The sequence below is a fragment of the Kitasatospora sp. NPDC048298 genome, from assembly GCF_043201465.1.
Classification (GTDB): domain Bacteria; phylum Actinomycetota; class Actinomycetes; order Streptomycetales; family Streptomycetaceae; genus Kitasatospora.
In genome coordinates this window covers 17,903-42,234 of the sequence record NZ_JBICYZ010000084.1, presented here as the reverse complement: position 1 = coordinate 42,234, position 24,332 = coordinate 17,903, and the positions used below count along the sequence as shown (strand labels likewise).

The 24,332-nt window shown below is 74.1% G+C and carries 22 protein-coding genes; 13 read left to right on the top strand and 9 right to left on the bottom strand.

Going from position 1 to position 24,332, the window contains the following annotated elements:
• From ACGF0D_RS38550 to ACGF0D_RS38540, 3 genes are all read left to right on the top strand, one after another.
• Window positions 1–93 (top strand): acyl-CoA dehydrogenase family protein (locus ACGF0D_RS38550; RefSeq protein WP_132919430.1); only part of this gene is annotated, 93 nt, incomplete at its 5' end.
• 159 nt (window positions 94–252) lie between these two features.
• Entirely contained in the window at window positions 253–1,119 is an 867-nt protein-coding gene (locus ACGF0D_RS38545; protein ID WP_392924571.1) for an oxidoreductase, read from the top strand.
• An 89-nt stretch (window positions 1,120–1,208) separates the two neighbouring features.
• Window positions 1,209–1,688, top strand: a complete 480-nt coding sequence (locus ACGF0D_RS38540; RefSeq protein ID WP_392884477.1) for a GNAT family N-acetyltransferase — start codon at window positions 1,209–1,211, stop codon at window positions 1,686–1,688.
• A gap of 6 nt (window positions 1,689–1,694) precedes the next feature.
• On the opposite strand, the gene ACGF0D_RS38535 is transcribed toward ACGF0D_RS38540, so the two are convergent.
• Complete coding sequence (locus tag ACGF0D_RS38535) at window positions 1,695–2,099, bottom strand: MerR family transcriptional regulator (RefSeq protein WP_392924574.1); 405 nt, start codon at window positions 2,097–2,099, stop codon at window positions 1,695–1,697.
• Window positions 2,100–2,289: 190 nt separating this feature from the next.
• On the opposite strand from ACGF0D_RS38535, the gene ACGF0D_RS38530 reads away from it, so the two are divergent.
• Entirely contained in the window at window positions 2,290–2,793 is a 504-nt protein-coding gene (locus ACGF0D_RS38530; RefSeq protein WP_392884430.1) for a peptidylprolyl isomerase, read from the top strand.
• Window positions 2,794–3,076: 283 nt separating this feature from the next.
• Window positions 3,077–3,652, top strand: a complete 576-nt coding sequence (locus tag ACGF0D_RS38525) for a hypothetical protein (protein WP_392884432.1) — start codon at window positions 3,077–3,079, stop codon at window positions 3,650–3,652.
• 69 nt (window positions 3,653–3,721) lie between these two features.
• Here the strand turns inward: ACGF0D_RS38525 and ACGF0D_RS38520 are convergent, their stop codons facing one another.
• A complete protein-coding gene (locus tag ACGF0D_RS38520; RefSeq protein WP_392924568.1) occupies window positions 3,722–4,207 on the bottom strand; it encodes a hypothetical protein in 486 nt (161 codons plus the stop codon).
• A 38-nt stretch (window positions 4,208–4,245) separates the two neighbouring features.
• Window positions 4,246–5,214, bottom strand: a complete 969-nt coding sequence (locus ACGF0D_RS38515) for an LCP family protein (protein ID WP_392884434.1) — start codon at window positions 5,212–5,214, stop codon at window positions 4,246–4,248.
• Window positions 5,215–6,056: 842 nt separating this feature from the next.
• Between ACGF0D_RS38515 and ssuE the strand changes: the two genes are divergently transcribed.
• From ssuE to ACGF0D_RS38490, 5 genes are all read left to right on the top strand, one after another.
• Window positions 6,057–6,611 (top strand): NADPH-dependent FMN reductase, encoded by a 555-nt coding sequence (gene ssuE, locus ACGF0D_RS38510; RefSeq protein ID WP_392924565.1) that lies wholly within the window; start codon window positions 6,057–6,059, stop codon window positions 6,609–6,611.
• 322 nt (window positions 6,612–6,933) lie between these two features.
• Window positions 6,934–7,722 (top strand): ABC transporter ATP-binding protein, encoded by a 789-nt coding sequence (locus tag ACGF0D_RS38505; protein ID WP_392924562.1) that lies wholly within the window; start codon window positions 6,934–6,936, stop codon window positions 7,720–7,722.
• A 19-nt stretch (window positions 7,723–7,741) separates the two neighbouring features.
• Window positions 7,742–10,309 (top strand): ABC transporter permease, encoded by a 2,568-nt coding sequence (locus tag ACGF0D_RS38500; protein WP_392924560.1) that lies wholly within the window; start codon window positions 7,742–7,744, stop codon window positions 10,307–10,309.
• A 253-nt stretch (window positions 10,310–10,562) separates the two neighbouring features.
• Window positions 10,563–12,560, top strand: a complete 1,998-nt coding sequence (locus ACGF0D_RS38495) for a hypothetical protein (protein WP_392924557.1) — start codon at window positions 10,563–10,565, stop codon at window positions 12,558–12,560.
• Between the two features lie 161 nt (window positions 12,561–12,721).
• Complete coding sequence (locus ACGF0D_RS38490) at window positions 12,722–13,762, top strand: glycosyltransferase family 2 protein (protein ID WP_392884441.1); 1,041 nt, start codon at window positions 12,722–12,724, stop codon at window positions 13,760–13,762.
• 276 nt (window positions 13,763–14,038) lie between these two features.
• Here ACGF0D_RS38490 and ACGF0D_RS38485 read toward each other — a convergent pair whose 3' ends face one another.
• The 3 genes from ACGF0D_RS38485 to ACGF0D_RS38475 form a co-directional block, all read right to left on the bottom strand.
• A complete protein-coding gene (locus tag ACGF0D_RS38485) occupies window positions 14,039–15,676 on the bottom strand; it encodes an LCP family protein (RefSeq protein ID WP_392924554.1) in 1,638 nt (545 codons plus the stop codon).
• Between the two features lie 203 nt (window positions 15,677–15,879).
• Window positions 15,880–17,178 carry an LCP family protein gene (locus ACGF0D_RS38480; RefSeq protein WP_392924551.1) on the bottom strand — a complete coding sequence of 433 codons (1,299 nt, stop codon included), beginning with the start codon at window positions 17,176–17,178 and terminating at the stop codon, window positions 15,880–15,882.
• Window positions 17,179–17,214: 36 nt separating this feature from the next.
• On the bottom strand, window positions 17,215–18,006 hold the full coding sequence (locus ACGF0D_RS38475; protein ID WP_392884445.1) for a TIGR03089 family protein: 792 nt from the start codon (window positions 18,004–18,006) through the stop codon (window positions 17,215–17,217).
• 104 nt (window positions 18,007–18,110) lie between these two features.
• On the opposite strand from ACGF0D_RS38475, the gene ACGF0D_RS38470 reads away from it, so the two are divergent.
• Window positions 18,111–19,259, top strand: coding sequence for a peptidoglycan recognition protein (locus ACGF0D_RS38470; RefSeq protein ID WP_392884447.1), 1,149 nt, complete (start codon window positions 18,111–18,113; stop codon window positions 19,257–19,259).
• Window positions 19,260–19,408: 149 nt separating this feature from the next.
• Window positions 19,409–20,320, top strand: coding sequence for a DNA-3-methyladenine glycosylase family protein (locus tag ACGF0D_RS38465; protein WP_392924549.1), 912 nt, complete (start codon window positions 19,409–19,411; stop codon window positions 20,318–20,320).
• Window positions 20,321–20,347: 27 nt separating this feature from the next.
• On the opposite strand, the gene ACGF0D_RS38460 is transcribed toward ACGF0D_RS38465, so the two are convergent.
• From ACGF0D_RS38460 to ACGF0D_RS38450, 3 genes are read right to left on the bottom strand one after another with little or no spacing between them, the layout of a single operon-like run.
• Entirely contained in the window at window positions 20,348–21,640 is a 1,293-nt protein-coding gene (locus tag ACGF0D_RS38460) for a coenzyme F420-0:L-glutamate ligase (protein ID WP_392924546.1), read from the bottom strand.
• Window positions 21,637–22,596, bottom strand: coding sequence for a 2-phospho-L-lactate transferase (gene cofD, locus ACGF0D_RS38455; protein ID WP_392924544.1), 960 nt, complete (start codon window positions 22,594–22,596; stop codon window positions 21,637–21,639). The genes ACGF0D_RS38460 and cofD overlap by 4 nt, the downstream gene beginning before the upstream one ends.
• Before the next feature lie 41 nt (window positions 22,597–22,637).
• Window positions 22,638–23,279, bottom strand: a complete 642-nt coding sequence (locus ACGF0D_RS38450; protein WP_392884454.1) for a cysteine dioxygenase — start codon at window positions 23,277–23,279, stop codon at window positions 22,638–22,640.
• 625 nt (window positions 23,280–23,904) lie between these two features.
• Here ACGF0D_RS38450 and ACGF0D_RS38445 point away from each other — a divergent pair.
• Window positions 23,905–24,177: a WhiB family transcriptional regulator gene (locus ACGF0D_RS38445; protein WP_030062195.1), complete on the top strand. Its 273-nt coding sequence runs from the start codon at window positions 23,905–23,907 to the stop codon at window positions 24,175–24,177.
• The last annotated feature ends 155 nt before the right edge of the window (window positions 24,178–24,332 follow it).

Here is a 24,332-nt window from a genome sequence, read left to right as displayed (position 1 = left end):
GTGGAGCGGATGATGCGGGACGCGAAGATCACGCAGATCTACGAGGGGACCAACCAGGTCCAGCGGATCGTGATGGCCCGCAACCTCCCGTAACCGTCCCTGACCTGCTCCTACGGCCCCCGACCGCCCGTCCGCGGTCGGGGGCCGTATGTCGTCCGGCATCGAACCGTCCTGGACGCGGCGCCCGTGCCGGTGTCATAAATGATCGTCAATTCATGGGCAGCACGCGACGATTGCGAGTGATCGACGATCATGGGCAGCACTCCCGAGCAGGACCCCGCCGGCAAGGTCTGGCTGATCACCGGCGCCAACTCCGGCTTCGGCCGGGCGATCGCGAAGGTCGCGCTGGCGGCCGGCGACACCGTCGTGGCGGCCGTCCGGCGCCCCGAGACGCTGGAGGTGGCGGCCACCCGGCACCCCGGCAAGCTGTTCCCGGTCCGGCTGGACGTCACCGACCAGGAGCGGATCCCGGTCGTCGTCGAGGAGACCGTCCGGCAGCACGGCCGGATCGACGTCCTGGTGAACAACGCCGGGCGCGGGCTGATCGGCGCCGTCGAGGAGTCCACCGACCGCGAGCTGCGGGACCTGATGGAGCTGCACTTCTTCGGCCCGGCCGCCCTCACCCGGGCCGTGCTGCCGCACCTGCGGGCCCAGGGCTCGGGCGCGGTGGTGCAGATGAGCAGCATGGGCGGCCGCTTCAGCTTCCCCGGCGTGGGCGCCTACTCGGCCACCAAGTTCGCCCTGGAGGGGCTGTCCGAGGCGCTGGCCAAGGAGGTGGCCGGCTTCGGGGTCAAGGTGCTGATCGTCGAGCCCGGCGCGTTCCGCACCGGCTTCGCGGGCGGCGACGCGCTCGCCCACTCCACCCCGATCGAGGCGTACGACCCGATCGTCGGCCCGGTCCGCAGCGGGCTGCCGGACTCCGACGGCAAGCAGGCCGGGGATCCGGTGAAGGCCGCCGAGGCGATCCTGGCCGCGCTGGCCGCCGAGCGGACCCCGCTGCGGCTCGCGCTCGGCGGCGACGCGGTGGACGGCGTCCTCGGCACCCTCGACGAGGCGCGGCGGGAGACCGAGGCCTGGGCGGAGGTCGGCCGAGGCACCGACTTCCCGGCCGGGCAGTAGCCCCGGGCGGTAGCCCCGCCCGGCGGGGCGCCCGGAAAACCGTGCGACGGCGGGCGGCCGTGATCTCTAGGCTGCCCGCCATGCCGATCATGCCGCCCGCGCTCAGCCTGGCTCCCATCACCCCCGAGAACATCGACGCCGCCCTCGCGCTGCGGGTCCGCCCCGGCCAGGAGGGCCTGGTGGCGCCGGTGGTGAAGTCGCTGGCCGAGGCGTACGCGTACGGGGAGACGGCCTGGCCCCGGCTGATCCTGGACGGCGGGCGGCCGGTCGGCTTCGTGATGGCCTTCTTCGACATCACCTTCCACCCGGACCGCCCCGGCGACCTCCCCCGCTCCGGCCTGTGGCGGCTGCTGGTCGACGCCGAGCGGCAGCGCGGCGGCTACGGCCGTTTCGCCGTCGAGCAGGTCTGCGCGGAGATCCGCCGCCGCGGCGGCACCCGGGCGACGGTCACCTACCACCCCGGTCCGGACGGCCCGGCGGAGTTCTACGCCCGCCTCGGCTTCCGGCCGACCGGGGAGACCAGCGGCGACCAGGCCGTCGCCGAGCGGGACCTCCCGCCGCTCGGCTGAGGGCTCCTACGCGGCCTCGGAGGGGGCCGCCGGCTGCGCGGAGGCGGTCGGCGGCTTCCCGGCGGCGGTCGCGATCACCTCGTCCAGCACCTCGCGGGAGCGCATCAGGTCGTTGATCGTCCGGTCGATCCGTTCGCGCTGCGCGGTGAGCTCCTCGACCAGCAGCGGGGTGGCGATCTCGTTCGGGCCGCCGTCGGAGTCCCGCATGCAGGGGAGGATCTTGTAGATGGTCCGGCTGTGCAGTCCGGCCGCGAACAGCTCCTGGATGTGCACCACCCGGTCGACGGCGGCCTCCGGGTACTCCCGGTGCCCGCCCTCGGTGCGGCGGGCGGCCAGCAGGCCCTGCTGCTCGTAGTAGCGCAGCGAGCGCTCGCTCACACCCGTCCGCCGGGCCAGTTCACCGATCCGCATGCCGTCCACCCCGCCGCCCCGGTCGCCGTGCCGCGCCAAGTCCTGGATCCGGCAACGATGTTAACCTCCGCGGCGCCGGCCCGGTGGGGCGCGGGAGCCGGACCGCGCGACCGGGTGGCGCGGCCGCGCGCGGCCCCGCCCGGCCGGGGGTGCCGAGCGCCGATCAGGTGATCGTGCCATCATCGCCTGCATGTCTTCCAACGTTTTCTTCGACATCACGATCAACGACAAGCCGGCCGGCCGGATCGTCTTCAAGCTGTTCGACGAGGTCGTCCCCAAGACCGCCAAGAACTTCCGCGAGCTGGCCACCGGCCAGCACGGCTTCGGCTACGAGGGCTCCGGCTTCCACCGCGTGATCCCGGCCTTCATGCTCCAGGGCGGTGACTTCACCAACCACAACGGCACCGGCGGCAAGAGCATCTACGGCGAGAAGTTCGCGGACGAGAACTTCCAGCTCAAGCACGACCGCCCGGGCCTGCTGTCGATGGCCAACGCCGGCCGCAACACCAACGGCTCGCAGTTCTTCGTCACCACCATCGTCACCGACTGGCTGGACGGCAAGCACGTCGTCTTCGGCGAGGTCGTCGAGGGCATGGACCTGGTCAAGAAGATCGAGGGCCTCGGCTCGCAGAGCGGCCGCACCTCGGCCAAGATCACCATCGCCAAGTCCGGCGTGGTCGGCGACGTCAAGTAACGACCGCCGCCACCTGGCACGCACCGCCCCGGAGCGGGGCGTCGGAGAGTTCCGGCGCCCCGCTCCGGGGCGGTTTCGTATCCGTCCGGGTGTCCGGTCGCGCACCCGGTCCGATGCCCGCCGGTGCGGCCGGTCGCGGTGGGGCGGGCAGGGTAGCCCGGAGCGCCGCGCTCCGGGCCGGAACCGGGCAATCGGGTGGCCGTCCTCGGCCGGGGCCCTACGCTCGATTCGGACGCGGCCCCATCCGCGGCCGAACTCGACTCAGCGGCAAGGTGGTTGACCGATGATGGAGCAGGGCGCCGACGACGGCGAGGTGACCTACGAACAGGTGACGGTGGTCTCCCTGGTCGGCTGCGATCCGGTCGGCCCGGCGCGGTTCGCCGTCCGGGTCGTCCGCGAGGGCATGACCGTCAAGCGGGTGGCGGGCTACTGGGTGCGCTGGGACGAGCGGTGGGGCCCGGAGGAGGTCCGCCACCATTCCCGCTGGGTCGCGGACGAGGAGTACGTGCATCCGGACACCGGCAGCCTGGACGGCACCCTCGCGGTCATGGTCGCCGCGTACTGGACGGACCCGGCGGGCGCCCTCCCGCGCCGCCCGGGCACCGAGACCGTGGTGACCTTCCGGCCGGGCGAGACCGAGCACGAACTGGTGCTGGAGCAGCCGGCCCCGACCGCCCAGGTGACCGCCCCGCTCCGCCCGGCCGCGCTGTCGGTGCAGCTGACCCACGCGAGGTGGCTGAGCGGCGACGGGCAGCCGATCCACTACGGCTTCGCGGGCGCCACCGAGGCGGCCGGCGGCGAGGGGGAGTGGCTGGTCCGCTTCCCGGAGTGCGGCACCGGCCTGCTGCCGTTCGTCTGATCAGGTCCGCTCGGGAGGGGTCCGCCCGTCCGGGAGTGGGTCCGTCCGTCCGGGAGGGCGCCGGCCCGCTCAGGAGTGGCTCGGGGCGGGCTGGGCCGGCACCGGCGACGGCCCCCAGTCGCCCGCCCGCATCCCCACCTTCCGGGCCGGTGCGCCGGCCCAGATCTCCCCGGGCCCGGTCGAGCGGGTGAGTACCGCGTTGGCCCCGACGACGGTGCCCGCGCCGACGGTCAGCACGCCCTGTTTGCAGACCACCTTGGCGCCCGCGCACAGCACCGCCCCGTCCTCGACCACCACCCGCCGCATCGCGCTCTCCTCCTGCGGCACCCACGGGTCGGCCCGGCCGATGGTCACGCCGTTGTAGAGCGTCACGCCGGCGCCGAGGGTGGTGTACGGGTGCAGCACGGTGCCGAAGCCGCGGTGGTAGACGAGCAGCCCGGGCCCGATCTCGCAGGCGGCGGGCACCTCCATCCCGTAGAGCGCGAGCGCCTCCTGGACCAGGCGGCCCAGGAGGCGGTGGCGACGGTGGCGGATCAGTGCGGTGACGAGTGACATCCACCCATTGTGGTGGCTCGGTCACACGAGGTGGCCGACTACTTGAACTCCGGGACCGCGGTGTCGTTCTTGAAGGCGTCGAAGAGCTGCTTGGACTTGTTGGTGTCCCACAGCACGGCGGACTCGCCGGTCTTGGTCCGGAAGTCCGGGTTGCCGATCGGCACGGTCAGCGACTTGCCGTCGCCGCCGTTGACGTCCTTCATGGCGAGGAAGAGCGAGCCGAGGTCGGTCAGCCCGCAGTCCTCGTCGACGATCAGGGTGCCGAGCGCCGAGTCGACCAGCGGGTAGAAGGTGAACGGGTTCATCAGGTTGCCGGGCGAGGCGGCCTGGTGGGCCAGGGCACCGAGGAACTTCTGCTGGTTGCGCATCCGGCCGAGGTCCTGGTCGGCCATCTGGTGGCGCTGGCGGACGAAGGCCAGGGCCTGCTTGCCGCTGAGGGTCTGGTCGCCGGCCTTCAGGTCGAGGCCGGAGTCCTTGTCCTTGACGTCCTGGTCGATGTGCATCTCGACGCCGCCGATCGAGTCGACGATGCCGACGAAGCCGCCGAAGCCGATCTCGGCGTAGTGGTCGATCCGCAGGCCGGTGGTCTGCTCGACGGTCTGGACCAGCAGCCGGCCGCCGCCGTTGCCGAAGGCCGAGTTGATCTTCGCGGTGGTGCCCTTGACCGGCTTGCCGTTGCTGCCGGGGTGCTCGGGGATCGGCACCCAGGAGTCGCGCGGGATGCTCATCAGGGTGTTCCCGTTGTCCCCGACGTGCAGGATCATCATCGAGTCGCTGCGCTTGCCCTCGGTGTCGTGGCCGGTGTGCAGGTCGTCCTGCTCGGCGTCGGTGAGGCCCTGGCGGCTGTCGGAGCCGACGATCAGCCAGTTGGTGCCCTTGCCCGCGGCCGGGCGGCCGGGGTAGTCGGCGAGCACGTTCTCGTGGTTGAGCTTGGAGTCCGCCCAGAACCAGGTGGAGACGGCGGTCACCATGACGGCGATCAGCAGGCCGAAGACCGACCACTTCACGATCCGCCGCCGCGGCCAGCGCCGGGCCTGGGCGCCGGACGGGCGGCTGCCGCCGGGCCCGCCCGGACCGCCGGGACGACCGGCACCGCCCGGACCGCCGGGACCGGGACGACCCGGACCACCGGAACCATCGGGACCGCCGGGACCGCCGTGGCCTCCGGGCCCGCCCGGACGGCCGCCGGGACCGCCGGCCCCCTGCGGCGGGACCCCGCCGAGTCGGGACGGCCCGGGCTGCCCCGGCTGTCGCGGCGCGGCCGCCCCGGGCCCGCGCGGGTTCAGCGAGGGCGGCAGCGGCCGTTCACCGGCGCCGCGTCCGCCGTTGCCGCCGTTCGGGTTCCCGCCGCCCCCCGGGCGGCCCTCCTGCCACGTGTTCATGCCGACGAGGATGCCCGACCCGGGTCGGGCTGACTCCCCCCGGGGGGTCCGCCAGGCCTCTTGTAGCAGTTTTGATGCACGTACCGGATCGTTCCGCCGTAACGTCCGGACACCCGGCGTTCCGGCTGCTGAAACGTTTCTTGACCGGCTCGAACGCGGCGTGTTTGCATTCCTGGCATGGATCAGCGTTGGGCACTCACGCGTCGGCGGCACGTCGACCTGCGGCGCGGTGTGGCCTGTTCGCTCTGTCGCGGCTGACGCTCGCCCCGCTGTAACGATCCGCGCGCTCGCGTTCCCCGCGCGCTCGCGTCTCCCGTACGTCCGCGTTCCCCGCACGTCCGCCGACGTAGCGGCCCCGGTGCCGCCCCGGCACCGCTTCTCCCGGTCCCGGCCCCGCCGCAGCGCGGTCCCCACCGCACCACGCCCTGCCGCCCCGCGCCGCCCCGCTTCCAGCCAGAGGTGAACCCATGGCCGTCGTCCTGTCCGTTTCCGGCTCCCCGTCCGCCACCTCCCGCACCACCCGCCTGCTGCGCCACGTCGACGCGCGGCTGGCGGAGCGCGGCCACCGGGTCGTCCCCTTCGAGGCCCGCGGCCTGCCCGCGCACGCGCTGCTGTCGGGCGACTTCGACCACCCCGACATCGTCGCCGTCACCGAGCTGTTCGCCCGCGCCGACGGCGTCGTCATCGGCACCCCCGTCTACAAGGCCGCCTACTCGGGCCTGCTGAAGGCCCTGCTGGACGTGCTCCCGCAGTACGCGCTGGCCGGCAAGGCCGTCCTGCCGCTCGCCACCGGCGGCTCGCCCGCGCACGTCCTCGCGGTGGACTACGCGCTGCGTCCGGTGCTCAGCTCGATGGGCGCCGACCACATCACCCAGGGCTGGTTCGTGCTCGACCGCCACATCACCGCCCGGGAGGACGGCACGACCCTGGTGGAGCGCGAGACCGAGGCGCTGCTGGCCCCGGTCGTGGCGGGCTTCGCCGCGGCCCTGGAGCGGCTGGCCGCACCCGCGCTGGCGGGCTGACGCCCCGTCGCCGCGGCCCGTACGGGGCGTCCCCGAGACGGGCCGCGGCGACCCCTAGGGGGATGCGCTCCGGGGCCCGTAGAACCTTGGTTGAGAGGGGTCATTCCGGCGGATGACGAGCCGTCCGCCGCCGACTCCTAACGTGGTTCTCACATCCCCGCCCGTCAGGAAGCGGCCCGGCCATGCCGGGTCCGGTGGCCGGCTCCACCGGGAGGGTGGTGCCAACTCCAGGTCGAGGACTACCGCCTGCGCCATGTCGCGCGGCGGGCGGGCCCGCGAGGCTGGGGGCCAACGGGTGAGCGCATCTTCTGAGGAGACTCCAGTGACGACGGCACCAGCAGCCGTGTACGACCCCCAGCTTCCCGGCGGAGCGTCCGCCGTCGCCGCGTCGGCCCGTCAGGTCACCAAGGCGTACGGCTCGGGCGAGACCAGGGTGACCGCGCTCGACGCGGTCGACGTCGACATCCAGCGCGGCCGGTTCACCGCGATCATGGGCCCCTCGGGCTCCGGCAAGTCCACCCTGATGCACTGCCTGGCGGGCCTGGACACGGTCAGCACGGGGCGGATCTGGATCGGCGACACCGAGATCACCGGCCTCAGGGACAAGCAGCTCACCAGGCTCCGGCGCGACAAGATCGGCTTCATCTTCCAGGCGTTCAACCTGCTGCCCACGCTGACCGCGCTGGAGAACATCACGCTCCCGATGGACATCGCCGGGCGCAGACCCGACCGGGCCTGGCTGGACCAGGTGGTGGAGACGGTCGGCCTGTCCGGCCGGCTCAAGCACCGCCCGACCCAGCTCTCCGGCGGCCAGCAGCAGCGCGTCGCGGTGGCCCGGGCGCTGGCCGCCCGCCCCGAGATCATCTTCGGCGACGAGCCCACCGGGAACCTGGACTCCCGCTCCGGCGCCGAGGTGCTGACCTTCCTGCGCCGCTCGGTGGACGAGCTGGGCCAGACCATCGTGATGGTCACCCACGACCCGGTCGCCGCCGGCTACGCGGACCGCGTGCTCTTCCTCGCCGACGGCGTGATCGTGGACGAGATGTACGCGCCCACCGCCGACTCCGTCCTCGAACGCATGCGCCGTTTCGACGGCAAGCGCACCAGCTGAGCGGCGGGGCGACACCATCATGCTGCTCAAGACCTCACTGCGGAGCTTCTTCGCCCACAAGGGCCGGATGGCGCTCTCGCTCGTCGCCGTCGTGCTGTCGGTGGCCTTCGTCTCCGGCACCCTGGTCTTCTCCAACACGGCCACCGGCACCTTCGACAAGCTCTTCGCCGCGACCGCCTCCGACATCTCGGTCCAGCCGCCCAAGCCCTCCGACGACGAGATGCAGGCCGCCGTCAAGCCGCCGACCGTCCCGGTCGCGCTGGAACAGCGGGTCGCCGGGCTGCCCGGGGTGAAGCGCGCGGTCGGCCAGGTCCTGGTCGAGAACGCCGTGCTGATCAACCCGGCCACCAACAAGCTGGTCGGCCCGACCACCGGCGCGCCCACCCTGCTCGGCAACTGGATCGACACCCCGAGCAACCCGGTGAAGATCACCTCGGGCCGCACCCCGAGCGGCCCGACCGAGCTGGTGCTGGACGCGGACACCGCGAAGAAGGCCAAGCTCGGCCTCGGCGCCACCCTCAGGGTCGAGAACCCGCTCGGTCGGCAGGACTTCACCATCGTCGGCATCGCCACCTTCACCACCACCAACCCGGGCGCGGCGCTCGGTTTCCTGGACACCCCGACCGCCCAGCGCACGCTGCTCGGCGAGCAGGCCTTCACCACCGTCGAGGCGTACGGTGACGGCAGCCGCGGCGACGACCGGCTCAAGGCGGACGCGCTGGCCGGGCTCGGCTCCGGCTACCAGGTGAAGACGGCGGCCGAGCAGAAGGCCGACCGCAGCGAGCAGGTCGGCAAGGGCCTCGGCTTCATGAAGTACGCGATGCTCGGCTTCGCCTTCGTCTCGGCGATCGTCGGCGCCTTCCTGATCGTCAACACCTTCTCGATGCTGGTCGCCCAGCGCACCCGGGAGATCGGCCTGCTGCGCGCCATCGGCGGCAGCCGGCGGCAGGTCAACCGCTCGGTGCTGGTCGAGGCGCTGATCCTGGGCGTGCTCGGCTCGACCCTCGGGGTCGCGGCCGGCCTGGGCGTGGCGGTCGGCCTGATCAAGCTGATGACCGCGATCGGCATGGACCTCGAGGCGGCCGACCTGCAGATCGGGCCGGACGTGTTCGTCGCGGGGTACGCGCTGGGCATCGTGGTCACCCTGGCCGCGGCCTGGCTCCCGGCCCGCCGGGCGAGCCGGATCTCGCCGATGGCCGCGCTGCGCGACCACGGCACCCCGGCCGAGTCCCGGGGCAACCTGGTCCGCACCGTCCTCGGCCTGCTGCTGACGGCGGGCGGCGGCGCGGTGCTGGTGCTCGGCGCGGGGGCGGAGAAGGCCGCCACCGGCGGCCGGTACCTGGGCCTCGGCGTGGTGCTCACCCTGGTCGGCTTCGTGGTGCTCGGCCCGCTGCTGGCCTCGGCCGTCGTCCGGGTGCTCGGCGCGCTGCTGCCGGCGCTGTTCGGCCCGTCCGGCCGGCTCGCCCAGCGCAACGCGATGCGCAACCCGCGCCGCACCGGCGCCACCGCCGCCGCGCTGATGATCGGCCTGGCGCTGGTGATCGCCTCCGCGGTGTTCAGCTCCTCGGCCGTCACCTCGACCAGCGCGCAGATCGACAAGTCGGTGGGCGCGGACTACATCGTCTCCGGCGGCCGCACCGCGATCACCCCCGAGATGATGGACGCGGTCAAACGGACCCAGGGCATCGACCACATCACCATCCAGCGGTCCTTCTTCTCCGCGAAGGTCCGGCTGTCGGACGGGCAGCAGGCGAAGACCCAGCTCAGCGCCGTGCCGCCGGCCTTCTTCGGCACCGACTTCCGGCCGACCGTCGACTCCGGCGCGGTGGACTCGCTCCAGCGCGGCCAGCTGGCGATCGGCGCCGCCTTCGCCAAGGACCACGGCCTGAAGGTCGGCGACCAGGTCACCGTCGACTACGGCCAGGGCCGCACCCAGGCGCTGCCGGTCGGCGCGGTCCTCGGCAAGGGCGAACTGTTCGGCGACGGCTCCTTCGTGGCCATGGACACCATGGAGAAGGCCGTCCCGGCCGCCGAGCAGCCGCCGGTGCGGACCTTCTTCGCCAAGGCCTCCTCCGGCGCCGACGTCGAGAAGACGCTCACCGCGCTGGAGGACGGGCTCAAGGAGTACCCGCAGCTGACCATCAAGGACCGGGCCGGCTACAAGGAGCTCGCCCAGTCCCAGATCAACACCCTGCTGTACCTGATCTACGGGCTGGTCGCGCTGTCCATCACGGTCGCGGTGCTCGGCGTCGTCAACACCCTGGCGCTGTCGGTGGTCGAGCGGACCCGCGAGATCGGCCTGCTGCGGGCGATCGGGCTCTCCCGCCGCCAGCTGCGCCGGATGATCCGGCTGGAGTCCGTGGTGATCGCGGTGTTCGGCGCGGTCCTCGGCACCGGGCTGGGCCTCGCCTGGGGCGTCACCGCCCAGCGGGTGCTGCGGGACCAGGGCCTCGGGACGCTCTCCGTCCCGACCGCCACGGTGGCGATCACGCTGGTCGCCTCGGTGCTGATCGGCCTGTTCGCCGCCCTCGTCCCGGCCTTCCGGGCCGGACGGATGAACGTCCTCGCGGCCATCGCGACGGACTGACCCGGCGCCGGCGGGCGCCGGGTCCGGAGCACGGGGGAAACGGGGCGGTCCCACGGGGGAACGGGGGACGGGGACGCCCACGGGGGAAACGGGGGCACGGGGGAGCTCACGGGGGAAACGGGGGCACGGGGGACCGGGGCCGGGTGCGCGACAGCACCCGGCCCCGGTGCCGTTCCCCGCCCCCGTCCTCGCCCCCGCAGGGCGGCTCCGCCCGAGCGGCGTCCGGTCTCCGGAGGGCTGAGATGATCGTCCGATGTTCCCCTCGGACGCCCCGTCCCTCCCCAGCGCCGCGCCCCTCACCGGCGCGGCCGCCGCCCGCTGGCGAGCCGCCCGGACCGCCTGGCGGCTGGACGGCCGCTGGCTCGCGCTGGTGCCGCTCGGGTTCGTGATCCTGGCGAGCGTGGTGGAACCGGACGTGGGCCGGTGCAACGCCCAGAACATCTGCCGGGACACCTGGGGTTCGGGGCTGGCCGCCTGGTCGGCGCTGGCCGAGATCGTCCTGCTGGCCACCAGGGCCAGGATCCGGGTGTTCGTCCCGCCGGTCGTCCTGGCCCTGCTCTGGTACCTCCCGGAGGGTCTGGTCACCCCGCTCGCCCGCTGGTCGGCGGTGCTGGTCCACGTGCTGCTCGCCGCCGTCCTGCTCGGCGCCGAGGCCAGCCGCCGCCGCGCCCGCCAGCAGCTGGACGAGCTGATGGCCCCGCCCGTCCCCTACCCCTGGGCGGCCGCCGGCGCGCCCTCGCCCGTCCACCCGGACGGCCCACCCGTGCTGCGCCGCGCCCTCGGCGTCCTGCTGCTGGTGGTCGCCGCGGCCTTCCCGGTGTACGGCCTCTGGGCGCAGGCCCGGGAGACCGCCGCCGCCGACCTGGCCACCCGGGTGACCGGCACCGTGGACGGGGAGGACCGGGACGGTGTGCTCACCGTCCGCTTCCAGCCGCCCGGCGGCGGCCCCGAGCGCACCGCCGACCTGGACGTCTGGTGGCAGCACCGCCCCCGCTCCGGCGATCCCGTCCCGCTGCTGGTGAACGGCGAGTCGGTGCGCGCCCTCGGCGACGACTACGAGGTCTCCGGCCAGCTGGCCGCCGGCGGCCTGATCGCCCTGCCCGGCCTGGTGCTGCTCGGCTCGGCCGCCGCGGCGAGCGCCCGCCGGAGCAGGCCCGCCTTCGTCGGCGCCGCCCCCGCGCTCGCCGTACGGGTGCGCGCCGACGCCCGCGGCGACCTGCTGGTGCTGCCGCTGGACGGCCCGCCGGACGGCCCCGGGCTCTGGCGGCTGGTCGAACGCGACCGCTACCGCTGGGCCCGCGCCGCCGCCCCGGACGGCGAGTCCCCGGCCTGGGTGCCCGAGCACCGGGCGACCGAGGACGAGGAGGACGACTACCCCGACCCCGTCCTCGACCACGACGAGGACGAGGAGGAGGACGAGGACGAGGAACTGTTCGACCGGGCGACCCCGGCCGAGGCCGCCGAGTGGCTGGCCCGGGCCGGGCGCAGCGTGCCCGCCGTGCTCTACGTCGGCCCCGACGGCCCCGACCACCAGCTCCTCGTCCGCCCCGGCCTGCTGGACGGCGACCCGCACTGGGTGGCGGCCGTGGTCGCCCCCGCCGCCCGGGCCCCGCGCCTCGGCCGGCGCTCCGGGCGCTACCGCGAGCGCGAGCTCGCCGTCGCCGCGCTGACCGCCGAGACGGTCGCCGCCGCCCCCGAACCCGGTCCGGACACCGAGCCACTCGCCGCCCGCCGCTGGGAGATGCCGCTGCCGCTGCGGGCGGCGGCCGGGCCGCTGGCGGCGCTGCTGGTCGCCGCCGCCGTCGTGCTGCTCGACGACGACGGCTGGTGGGAGGGGCTGCTGCGCCCGCTGTGGATCGGCTCGCTGGCGATCCTCGCCTGCGCCCAGGCGCTCTCCTGGCAGCTGGTGGCCGACCGCGACGGTCTGCGGGTGGCCACCGCGCTGCGCACCCGCGACTACCGGTGGTCGGAGATCACCGCGGCGGCGGTGCACCGGGACCTGCTCACCATCCGGGTGCGCGGCGGCCGGGAGTTCTCCTTCTTCAACCGCCCGACGGTCTGGCTGGCCGCGCTCTTCGGCGGCCGGTACGACCCGGCGGCGCTGGCCAGGACCGTCGCCACCGCCGCCCACCGCCCCGACCTGCGCCCGGCGCAGGCCCTGCCGGACCGCCTCGGCGGCCCCCAGCACCTGGTCAACCGGCTCGCGCTGACCGGTTACGCGGTGTTCACCGTCGCCCACTACGCACTCTGAACCCGCCCCGGACCGACACCGGATCCACACCGCTTCCGGCCCGCCTCCGAGGGGGAGTACGGTGTTCTTGATCACAGCGCCCGTGTCGCGCCGCGAGGCGTCCCGGAAGGCCCTGACCGGGACAAGACGGGGACGTGTCCGCACCGGTACGGTTGGCCCCGATGAACACCAAGGCTGCTGAGGAGCTGCCGGCTGTTTCCGTGATCATGCCGGTGCTCAACGAGGAACGTCACCTGCGCACGGCGGTCCGCCGCATCCTGGACCAGGAGTACCCCGGGCCGATGGAGGTGGTGATCGCCCTGGGGCCGTCCACCGACCGCACCGCGGAGATCGCGGCCGAGCTGGTGGCGGAGGACCCGCGGGTGCGGACGGTGGCGAACCCCACCGGCCGGACGCCGGCCGGGCTGAACGCCGCGATCCGGGGCTCCCGGCACCCGATAGTCGTGCGCGTGGACGGTCACGGCCTGCTCACGCCGGGCTACATCACCACGGCGGTCCGGCTGCTCGGCGAGATGGACGCGGCCAACGTCGGCGGCATCATGCACGCCGAGGGCGAGACCGAGTGGGAGCACGCGGTCGCCGCCGCGATGACCTCCAAGATCGGCGTCGGGAACGCGGCCTTCCACACCGGCGGCCTGGCCGGCCCGGCGGACACCGTCTACCTCGGGGTGTTCCGGCGCGAGGTGCTGGAGAAGCTCGGCGGCTACAACGAGGAGTTCATCCGCGCCCAGGACTGGGAGCTGAACTACCGGATCCGCCAGGACGGCGGACTGGTCTGGTTCACCCCGCAGCTCAAGGTGACGTACCGGCCCCGCCCCTCGGTGCGGGCGCTGGCCAAGCAGTACAAGGACTACGGCCGCTGGCGCCGGGTGGTCACCCGCTACCACCGCGGCTCGGTCAACATGCGCTACCTCGCCCCGCCGGCCGCGCTGGCCGCGGTCGTCCTCGGGGTGGCGCTCGGCGCCGCCGTCCACCCGGCCTTCCTCGCGGTGCCCGGCGCCTACCTGCTGGGCATCCTCGGCGGTGCGGCGGTCGAGGGCCGCGGCCTGTCGTTCAAGGCCAAGGCGCTGCTGCCGGTGGCCCTCGCGACCATGCACCTCAGCTGGGGCTTCGGCTTCCTGACCTCGCCGCGCTCGCTGGCCCGCAGAGTGATCGCCAGCGTCGGCCCGTCCGCCAAGGACGTGCTCTCGAAGGCCGGCTGACCCGCACACCGCCGACCCGCACACCCGCTGATTCGTTTCGCCACCCGCTCGTGACCGGCGTCGGCCCCGCTGCCGCCGGTGCGCAGGGCGGCAGTCGACGGCGGGGTCGGCCGGGGCCGGGACCGAGCCGGGCGCGGACCTCGACGAGCGGGCCGCCGCGGCCGGCGGTGCCCCTGGACCGCCGAGTGACAGTCCCCCCCGGACCGCGGCCGACAGTGCCCCCCCCGGACCGCGGAGCGGCAGCCGGAGCAGCACGGAACCCCCGTGCTCCGGCGGCTACTTGGCGCAGACGTCGGTGTCGTCCGCCTGCACCCGCTGGAGGTCCTCGGGCGCCTCGGTGGGCACCGCCGCCGGGCCGGTCGGGGCGGCCAGCACGTCCTTGCCGAGCACCAGCAGCAGCCCGCCCTTCGGGTCCGCCTTCTCGGCCGGCCGGACGGCGTCGCCGGGCAGGCCGAGGGCCGCGGCCAGGGCCTGGGCCTCGGCCTCCCGGCCGGACGGGTAGGACACCGTCGTGGTGTCGGCGGGCGGTGCGTCGCTGCCCACCGCGGCCTTGTCGTAGCCCTTCGTCCGGAGCTTCTCCACGGTCGGCCCGGACTGCCCGCGCGTGCCGCTGCCGTTGCGCACCGTCAGCTGGACGAGCTTGGCGGGGAGGGCCGGCGCGGCGGCCGTCGTGGTGGCCGGCGCGGTGGCGGCCGGGGCCTGCGGCGCGGGCGACGCGGCGTCGGTGGCCGGGGCCTCCGTGGCGGGCGGCGCGGCGGTCTCGGTCAGCGAGCGGTCGCCCGCGATCATCGCGAACAGCTGCCCGGCGTCCGGCTGCTTGAGGATCACCCGGTCGCTGTCCTTGGGGTCGTCCAGGACGGGCGCGGTGGTGAAGGTGATGTTCTTGGTGTCCACCTTGCTGATGTCCAGCGCGAGGTCCTTGAGCTTGTCCACGCTGCCGATGCCGGAGTCCACGGTGAGCGCCTTGGTGGCGGCGTCCGCGAGCTTGTAGAGCTTGCTCGGGCTGGTCAGGGTGTCGTCGCTCTTGATCTTGCGGATCATCGAGCTGATGAACTGCTGCTGGAGCGGGATCCGGGTGAGGTCGCCGCCCTGGCCGACCGCGTGCCGGGTGCGGACGAAGGCCAGCGCCTCGTCGCCCTGGACCACGTGCCGGCCCTTGGTCATCTTGAGGTGGGAGCCGGAGTCGTTGATGTCCTTGGCCGCGCAGACCTCGACCCCGCCGACGGCGGTGGAGAGGGTCTTCACCGCCTCGAAGTTGACCTGCACGAAGTGGTCGACCCGGACGCCGGTGGTCTTCTCGACGGTCTTCCAGGTGCAGCCCGCGTCGCGCCCCTCCTGGCCGAGGCTGTTGTTGAACTCGCTCCGGGTCGAGCCCGGGATCTTCTTCCCCTGGGCGTTCTGGCACTCCGGGATCGGCACCATCAGGTCGCGCGGGAGGCTGACCACCGTCGCGTTGGAGCGGTCCTTGGCGATGTGGAACAGCAGCGTGGTGTCGGCGTGCCCGGTGCTGCCCTCGTCGCCGTACTCGCGGCCGAGGCCCTCCCGGCTGTCCGTGCCGATCACCAGGACGTTCAGCGCGTCCCCGGCGGCCGCCGGGCGCTCGGACTCGTCGCCCAGCTGGACCTTGACCGAGGTCAGGTTGTCGTTGAAGTGCCGGTACAGGTAGTACGCCCCACCGCAGCCCGCCACCATCACCAGGGCGCCCGCCCCGGCCGTCCACTTGAGCGCCCGTCGGCGCCGGCTGCGCTTGGCGAGCGCGGCCGCCCGCCGCCGGCTGTCCCGGCGGCCCTCCGTGGTCGGTGCGGTCGATGCGGTCGGTGCGGTGGGTGCCTCGGCGGCCCGGCGGCGCTGCCGGGGGACGCCGGGGGGCGGCTCCACCCGGTACCGTCCGGCTTCCGGTTGCTCCTCGTGCACGGGGTTCCCTACCTTCGACCGGTCACGGCTACGGACCGCCCGCGCGGACAGGCCGATCCGGACACACTAGACGAGCCGAACGGAGGAGTCGTTCCCGGTGTGATCTCCGCCACGTTCCGGCAGTGCGGAGCCAAATACCGCTCGCGGCCGAGCAATTGCGGAAGCGTCCGGATCGGCGGGCGGGCCGGTCCAGGGTGCCGGGCTCAGTGCGGGGCGCAGGCGTCCACGTCGGCGGTGCGTCCTTCGAAGGTGGGTGCGGTGCTCGCCGAGGGTGACGTGTCCGCCAGCGCCGCCGCGTCGGCCGTCGGCGTCGTCCCGGTGCCCGCTCCCTGGCCCGGCGCCAGGGTGGGGCCCGTCCCCGCGGCCGGGCCCGGCGAGGACACGGACGCGGGCGGCCGTACGGCGACCTGCCGGTCGTCCCGCAGTGCCGCGAACAGCTGGCCGGTCTGCGGCTGCACGAACTCGTCCCGGTCCGAGTCGTAGTGGTACGGGCGGCGCGGCGCGGTCAGGAAGACCACGTCCGCCGAGGGGACACCGCGCAGGTCCTGGGTGAGGTCGTACAGCGCGCCGAGCGAGGACAGCCCGCCGTCCGCCCGGACGGAGGAGGTGGCGGCGTTCAGCACCGGCCACAGCTTCGCCGGGTTCAGCAGCACGCCCTGCGACTGCGCCTTGCGGATCAGCGAGGCCAGGAACTGCTGCTGGCGGCCCATGCGTTGGGTGTCGCTGCCGTCGCCCAGGCTCTCCCGGACCCGGACGTAGCCGAGCGCCTGCTCGCCGTGCAGGACCTGCCGGCCGGCGGGCAGGTCGAGCCGGGCGTCCTTGTCGTGGATCGGCTGCGGCACGCACACCTCGACCCCGCCGATCGAGTCCACCATCGTCTTGAAGCCGCTGAAGTCGAGGATCACGTAGTGGTCGATCCGGATGCCGCTCAACTGTTCGACCGTGCGGATCGAACAGGCCGGACCGCCCGTCTCGAAGGCCTGGTTGAACTGCATCAGCGCCGGTCGGCTGAGGGTGCCGTCCGGCTTCTCGCAGGCGGGCACGCCGACCATGACGTCGCGCGGGACGGAGACCGCCGTCGCGTGCTTCCGGTCGGCGGCCAGGTGCAGCAGGATCGTGGTGTCCGAGCGCTGGCTGCCGGCCTCGCCGCCGTACGAGCCGTTCGCGCCGGATCGGTCGTCGCTGCCGATCAGCAGGATGTTCTCGGCGCCCCGCGCCCCGGCGGTGCGGCTCGGCCGCTCGGCCTCCAGCTTGGCGAGCAGCCGGTCGGTGGCCGAGTCGGTGCGGATGTTGCCGTCCAGCTTGCGGTAGGCGATCCAGAGCAGCGCCCCGGTGGCGACCAGCAGGAACGCGACGGCGCCGGCGGTGATCATCAGCCACCGCCGGCGCTTGCGCGGGCGTTTCGTTCCGGCCGGAGGGGTGTCCGCCGACTGGCCCTCCTGAGCGGGGCCGTTCGTCGGGGGAGTGGCGGTCGGGGGGTGCTCGGTGTCGTCCTCGGCCATGGCAGCGATCCCTACCCGCCAGGCCCGGCCCGGGGGTTAGCCGAGGCGCAGTGTCACCCGTTCGGATTCCGTCCGCTTCTCCCACTGCCCGGCGTCCAGCCCCTGCGAGTTGCGGCACAGCACCACCGAGGCGCCGGCCGCCAGCGGCGCCAGCAGACCGGCCTCCAGACCGGACCAGTCGTCGAAGGACAGGGTTGACAGGACCCGGTCACCGGGCTTCAGGCCGAGCCGGACCGCGCCCTCCCGGGCCAGTGCCACGGTCTGCTCGCCCGTCAGCTTCAGGGGCAGTCCGTCCACCGCGGTCTCCAGGGCCGGCTCGTCCGGGGCGACGGGGGAGTACGGCGCGAAGCGGTCGCCCTGGCCGGGCACCTCGGCGGCGTAGTCGAGGAAGCCGTCCGGACGCTGCGGGAAGCGGCCGCCGAGCGGGCGCAGCGCGAGCGCGACCCGCTCGCCCTCGCACGCGTGGGCGACCTCCAGCCCGTCCGGGCCGCTGACCACCAGGTCGGCGGCGGCAGGGTCGCCGCCAGGCACCGCCGTCACCCCGACGGACCAGCAGGCCAGCAGCCACACGGCGCTCTGCCAGTGGGCGGGCAGCAGCAGGGCCGCCCGGTCGCCGGGACCGGCGTTCAGCTCGTCCTGGAGGAGGTTGGCGGTCTTGGCCACCCAGTTGTCGAAGGTGCGGGCGGACAGCTCCACCCGCTCGCCGGTGGCGTCGTCGTAGAAGGTGACCAGCGGGGCCGCGGGATCGACCGAAGGGGTGCCGCCGCGCAGGAATGCGTGCAGCAGCTCGACGGGGGTGCGGGCATCGGCAGCGAAAGGCGCAGTCATGGTGCGCCCCAGCCTACGGCCTTCGGGTGGGAGGCCGGGAGGGGCGGCCGAACGGGTGCGGAGCGGCGTGGCGGGCGGTCCGTTTTGCGGCGACGATCCGTTTCATGCGCCTTTCACTACCGGCCGCCCTGCTCGCCGGCTGCACCGCTGCCCTCCTCCTCCAACCCGCCGCCACCGCGACCCCCTCGCCCCCCTCGCCCGCCCCGCAACGCCACGACTTCGCCGGCGGCGGCTCGACCACCACGCTCCCGCTGCCCGCCGGGGCCGGACTCGCCCCGCGCGACACCCCGCCGTTCGAACTCCTCGGCCTCGGCTGGGACGGCCCGGCTGACGCGCTCGCCGGCGCGGTGGCCCAGGTCCGCACCCGGGACGCGGCCACCGGCCGCTGGAGCGACTGGCGCCGGCTGAAGGCCGACGCCGGGGACGGCCCCGACCACCCGGCGCACGGCGCCACCGCCCCGCTCTGGACCGGCCGCAGTGACGGCGTCGCGGTCGAACTGCGGCCCGGGCCCGCCGGAGTGCCGCCCGGGCTGCGGGTCGACCTGGTCGACCCGGGGCCCGGCGCCGCCTCCGCCGCCGTACGGACCCTGCCCGCGGAGCCGCCCGTGGGGTCCTCCGTCGGGCCGCCTAGCGTGCTCCTCACCGGCCAGGCCTCGCGTCCGGCGATCGTCACCCGGGCCGGCTGGGGCGCCGACGAGTCACTGCGCGGGAAGGACTTCGACTACACCGGCCCGGTCCGCGCGGTCTTCATCCACCACACCGACACCGCCACCGACTACGACTGCTCCGACGCACCCCGGATGATCCGGGCGATCTACCAGTACCACGTGAAGACCAACGGCTGGCGGGACATCGGCTACAACTTCCTGGTCGACCGCTGCGGCACCGTCTACGAGGGCCGGGCCGGCGGCGTCGAGCAGCCCGTCCACGGCGCCCACACCCTCGGCTTCAACACCGACACCTCCGGCGTCGCCGCGATCGGCACCTACGTCGACGACCAGCCGCCCCAGCCCCTCCTCGACGGCCTCGCCGCCATCTCCGCCTGGAAGCTCGGCCTCACCGGCCGCGCCACCGACGGCCGCACCAAGCTCACCTCAGGTTCCAGCTCCAGCCGCTACCCCCTGGGCACCGTCGTCGAGTTCGACGCCATCTCCGGCCACCGCGACGGCGTCGCCACCGAGTGCCCCGGTGACGCCCTCTACGCCCGCCTGCCCGACCTGCGCGCGGCCGGGGCCCGGCTCCAGGCCCGCTGACCCGCCGCTCTCCCCGTCCCCCTCCGCTTCCCGCGTCCCGCCCGGGGCGCGGGACCTTCGTGCCGCGCGGCGCCCGCCGGCGCCCCTCCGGGCCTGTCCGACCCCGCGCGTATCGTTCATATCCGGAGGCGACACAGGAGGCGACGGCGGTGGAGGCAGTACGGCGCTGGCGCCCGGGCTTCCCGCTGGACGTCGCCCGCACCCTGCTCCCGCTGCGCCGAGGCCCCGCCGACCCGGTGTACCGCAGCACCGGCGACGGCGCCGTCTGGCGCGCCTCCCGCACCCCGGCCGGTGTCGGCACCCTGCGGGTGCTGCCGCGTCCGGCCACCGGCGAGGTCGAGGCGAGCGCGTGGGGTCCGGGCGCGGACTGGCTCCTCGACCGCGTCCCCGCCCTGCTCGGCGCCGAGGACGCCCCGGAGTCGCTGGTCCTGCCGCCCGGTCCGCTGCGGGACGCCCAGCGCCGTACCGCCGGGGTCCGGCTGACCAGGACGGGGCTGGTGCTTGAGTCGCTGGTACCGGCGATCCTGGAGCAGAAGGTCACCACCGACGAGGCCTACCGCGCCTGGCGTACCCTGCTGCGGGACTTCGGCACCCCGGCGCCGGGCCCGGCCGAGGGCATGCGGGTGGCGCCGTCGGCCCGCGAGTGGGCGCTGGTGCCGAGCTGGGAGTGGCACCGGGCGGGCGTGGACCCGAAGCGCTCCGCGACGGTCATCCGCGCGGTCCGGCTGGCGCCGCGGCTGGAGGAGGCCTCGGCGATGGGCCACGAGGAGGCCTTCGCCCGTCTCACCGCCGTCCCCGGCATCGGGGTCTGGACGGCCGCCGAGACGCTGCAGCGCAGCAACGGCGACCCGGACGCGGTCTCGGTCGGGGACTTCCACCTGCCCAACCTGGTCGGCTGGGCCCTGGCCGGTCGCCCCCGCAGCGACGACGCCCAGATGCTCGCCCTGCTGGAGCCCTACCGCCCCCAGCGCCACCGGCTCTGCCGCCTCCTGCTGGCCGCCGGCGCCCGGGCCCCCCGCTACGGCCCCCGCCTGGCCCCCAACGACCACCGCCGCCGCTGAGCCGGTCCGCTTCCGCTGCGACAGGCCCTACCGCACCTCGATGAAGGCGTCGGCACTGCGCTCCGGGCGGGGCTTCGGGGGTTCGGCGGGGCGACCGACGGCGATGGCGCCCATCGGGTCCCAGCCATCCGGGAGGTCCAGGGCCGCTCGTACGGTGTCGCGGCAGAACATCGTGGACGAGACCCAGGCGGAGCCGTAGCCCTCGCCGGTGAGCGCGACGAGCAGGTTCTGCACGGCGGCGCCGGCCGAGACGGTGAACATCTCCCGTTCGGCGGTGGCCCGGCGCCGGTCGGGGTAGTCGTGCGAGCCGTCCGTCACCAGGCAGGGCACCACCAGGTACGGGGCGTCGCGCAGGACGTCGCCGCGGGCGGTGCGCCGGGCGATCCGTTCCTCGTCCCAGCCGTCGAGCTCGCGCAGGTCGCGCTGCCAGGCGGCGAGCATCGCGTCGAGCAGCCGCACCCGGGTGTCCGCCGACTCCAGCAGCACGAACCGCCACGGCGTGGTGTGGTGCGGGGCGGGCGCGGTGACGGCGGCGGCGACGGCCCGCCGGACGGCGCCCGGGTCGACCGGCTCCGCCGTGAAGGAGCGGACGGTGCGCCGCAGGGTGACGGCCTGGCGCAGCGCCTCGGAGGTGCCGAGCCGGAACATGTCGTCCGCGGAGGGCCGCACCAGCGGCCGGACGCCCTCGCCGTCCTCGGCGGTGACGAGGTGTCCGAGTCCGCGCACCACCGCCACCGGGACGCCGGTCGTCTTGCCCTTCACCAGGTCGGCGGCGGCGGCGAGTTCGTCGGCCGTCGCGATGACGGTCGACTCCAGCGTGTTGCCGTGGCCGTCGACGCGCCCCCGGTGGTCGTCCAGGACGCCGAGCCCGGCGGCGCCGATCGCGACGTCGGTCAGCCCGTCGCGCCAGGGCCGTCCGAAGGTGTCGGTGACGAGGACGGCGAGCCGGCGGCCGGTGAGCTGCCGGAGCCGGGCCCGCAGCGCCCTCGCGGAGGCGTCCGGGTCCTCGGGCAGCAGCAGCACGGTGCCGGGGGCGGTGTTGGAGGCGTCGACGCCGGCGGCGGCCATGACGAAGCCGTTGCGGTTCTCCACGATCCGGATCGGCCCGCGCCGGGCGACCAGCCGGACGCTCTCGGCGTCGATCGCGGCCTCGCGGTCGGCGGCGTGCAGCAGCCGGCCCTCGGCCTTGCTGACGATCTTCGAGGTGACCAGCAGGATGTCGCCGTCCTGGTACGTCCCCGCCTTGGCGATGAGCTCGCCCAGGTCCGCCCCGGCCGTGACCTCCGGGATGCCGTCGACTCCGAGGATCTCCAGCGTCACTTGCGCACCTGCTCCGCCAGGGCCAGCGCGGCGCGCGCCATCTCGGCGGTCGCCTCGACGTCGGTCATCAGCAGCGGGACGGCCCGGCAGGCGATCCCGCCGGCCTCGACGGCGGCCACCGAGGCCTGGTCCACGGTGTCCACCAGCCACCCGTCGATCAGGGCGGAGCCGTAGTTCAGCGCCACGGCGTCCGCGGTGGCCTCGACGCCGACCGCCGCGAGCACCTTGTCGGCCATGCCGCGCACCGGCGCCCCGCCGACGATCGGGGAGAGCCCGACCACCGGGGCGGGCGCGGCGGCCACGGCCTCCCGGATGCCGGGGACGGCGAGGATGGTGCCGATCGAGACCACCGGGTTGGACGGCGGGAAGAGGATGACGTCCGCCTCGGCGATCGCCTCCAGCACGCCGGGCGCGGGCTTGGCGGTGTCCGCGCCGACCGCGACGATCGCCTCGGCGTCCACCGCGGCGTGCAGCTTGACCCAGTACTCCTGGAAGTGGATCGCCCGGGTGCCCTGCTCGTCGGTGATCCGCACGTGGGTCTCGACCCGGTCGTCGCTCATCGGCAGCAGCCGCACGCCCGGCTTCCAGCGCACGCACAGCGCCTCGGTGACCTGGCTGAGGCTGTACCCGGCGGTGAGCATCTGGCTGCGCACGAGGTGGGTGGCGAAGTCCCGGTCGCCGAGCCCGAACCACTCGGGGCCGACGCCGTACTCCTTCATCTCGGCCTTGATGGACCAGGTCTCGTCGGTCCGGCCCCAGCCCTGCTCCTCGTTGATGCCGCCGCCGAGGGTGTACATCACGGTGTCGAGGTCGGGGCAGACCTTGAGGCCGTAGAGGTGGATGTCGTCGCCGGTGTTGCCGATGACGGTGATCTCGTCCTGCGGTCCGACTGCCGCGCGGAGCCCGCGCAGGAAGCGCGCTCCGCCGATTCCGCCTGCCAGTGCCACGATGCGCATGGGGCTCATCCTGCCACGGTCGGACTTTCCGTCAGCCGGGATCAGTGCGATCCGGCCTGCGCCTGCCGCTCCGGGTGCTGCTCGGGGACGGCGGTGGCGCCGTACTGGTTCATCTCGGTCAGGCCCGGGGTGTAGAGGTGGATGGAGACGGCGGGTTCGAGTGCGCCGTTGACGACCTCGTGCAGGTACCCGGCGGAGAACACCCTCTGCCCGCCCGGTCGCAGCTCCCGGGTCTTCTCACCCGTCGGGGTGAGGGAGCGCTCGACCAGCTCGCCCCGGACGACGCTCATCACGCCGGAGGACTCGCCGTGGTCGTGGAAGCCGCTGGACTGGCCGGGCAGCCAGCTGAGCAGCCAGACCTCGTAGCCGGGGCCGGTCTCCAGCCGGGCGTACCAGCGGGTCAGCGCGTCGTAGCGGACCAGCGGCTCCCAGCGGGCGCGGTCGGCGGCGATCTCGCGCACCAGCCGGGCGTACTCGGCGACGCTGGTGGGGTGGGCCGGCAGGTCGGTGCGGGCCAGGTGCGGGAAGGCGAGCGGGTCGCCCGCGATGGAGACGTCGCTGAGGCCGTCGGCCCACTGGCGGGTCCGGGCGTCGGCGGGGGTGCCGGTGCGGACGGTGGCGGGGCTGCGGCGGGCGAGCTTGTTGCGGTCGCGGTTCCGCTCGCGGATGCGGATCATGCGCACGGGAGTCGTCCTCGGAGGAGTCGGCTGGTGTGTCGGGATCAGCCGGATCCGGGATGTCCGTGGGACGGGAATCGCGGGCGGCCTCTGTGCTTCCTGGGGGCGGCGCGCGGTGGGACGCGGGCGCCTAGATACAGCAGGAACAGAGGCGACAACAGGAGTTCACGGCACGGCGGAGGGTGGAACCGCTCCGGGGGCTGGCGAACTCTGACATAGCAGCAAGGACACCGCATCCGTAGGGCCGGTGTCAAACGCAATGATGCGGCATTCGAGTGGGTTAGGTCCGGATCTTTCCCTGATGGGGTGATTCATCACTCTCTATGTTTCGATGGGAAGATCGCCGGGAAGGCAGGCCGATGACCGGCCTTGTGGCGGTGATCGTGCGTCACCCGGCGAGTGGTTGCGGATGGTTCGGCACCGTTCAGGACCTTGAGGCGGATGGTCCGATGTGTCCGGATATGTACACTATTCGTAACGGCTTGGTGCCAGGGAGTGAATCCCGGCCCCAATACCAGAGCTCGGCTTGACTGGGCCAGAGTGACGCAACTGTAATTTCACTCGTGTCGTCAGCCGCAGGAGGCAACGGCAACCACGGGGACGCCAAGTAGGGGCAGAGGAGGCGCGCCACATGAGCGAGCTCTTTGAGCTGTTGATCGGGGACGGCATCGCGGAGGACGAGGAGGAACTCGGTTGGCAGGAGCGGGCGTTGTGCGCGCAGACCGACCCCGAGTCCTTCTTCCCCGAGAAGGGTGGCTCGACCCGCGAGGCGAAGAAGGTCTGCCTCGCTTGCGAGGTCCGCTCGGAGTGCCTGGAGTACGCCCTCGCCAATGACGAGCGCTTCGGCATCTGGGGCGGTCTCTCCGAGCGCGAGCGCCGTCGGCTCAAGAAGAGCGCGGTCTGACCGGACGCCCCCGGTCCCGCTGACCCTTCGACAACGAGGGACAACCGCACAGCTGTACGGGCGCCTCACCGCGGTGGTGGGGCGCTTTCGCGTTCCCGGAGCCCCTTTCACCGTCCCCGCACGCACACCCCGGACGAAGCGGTCACCAGGAGCCG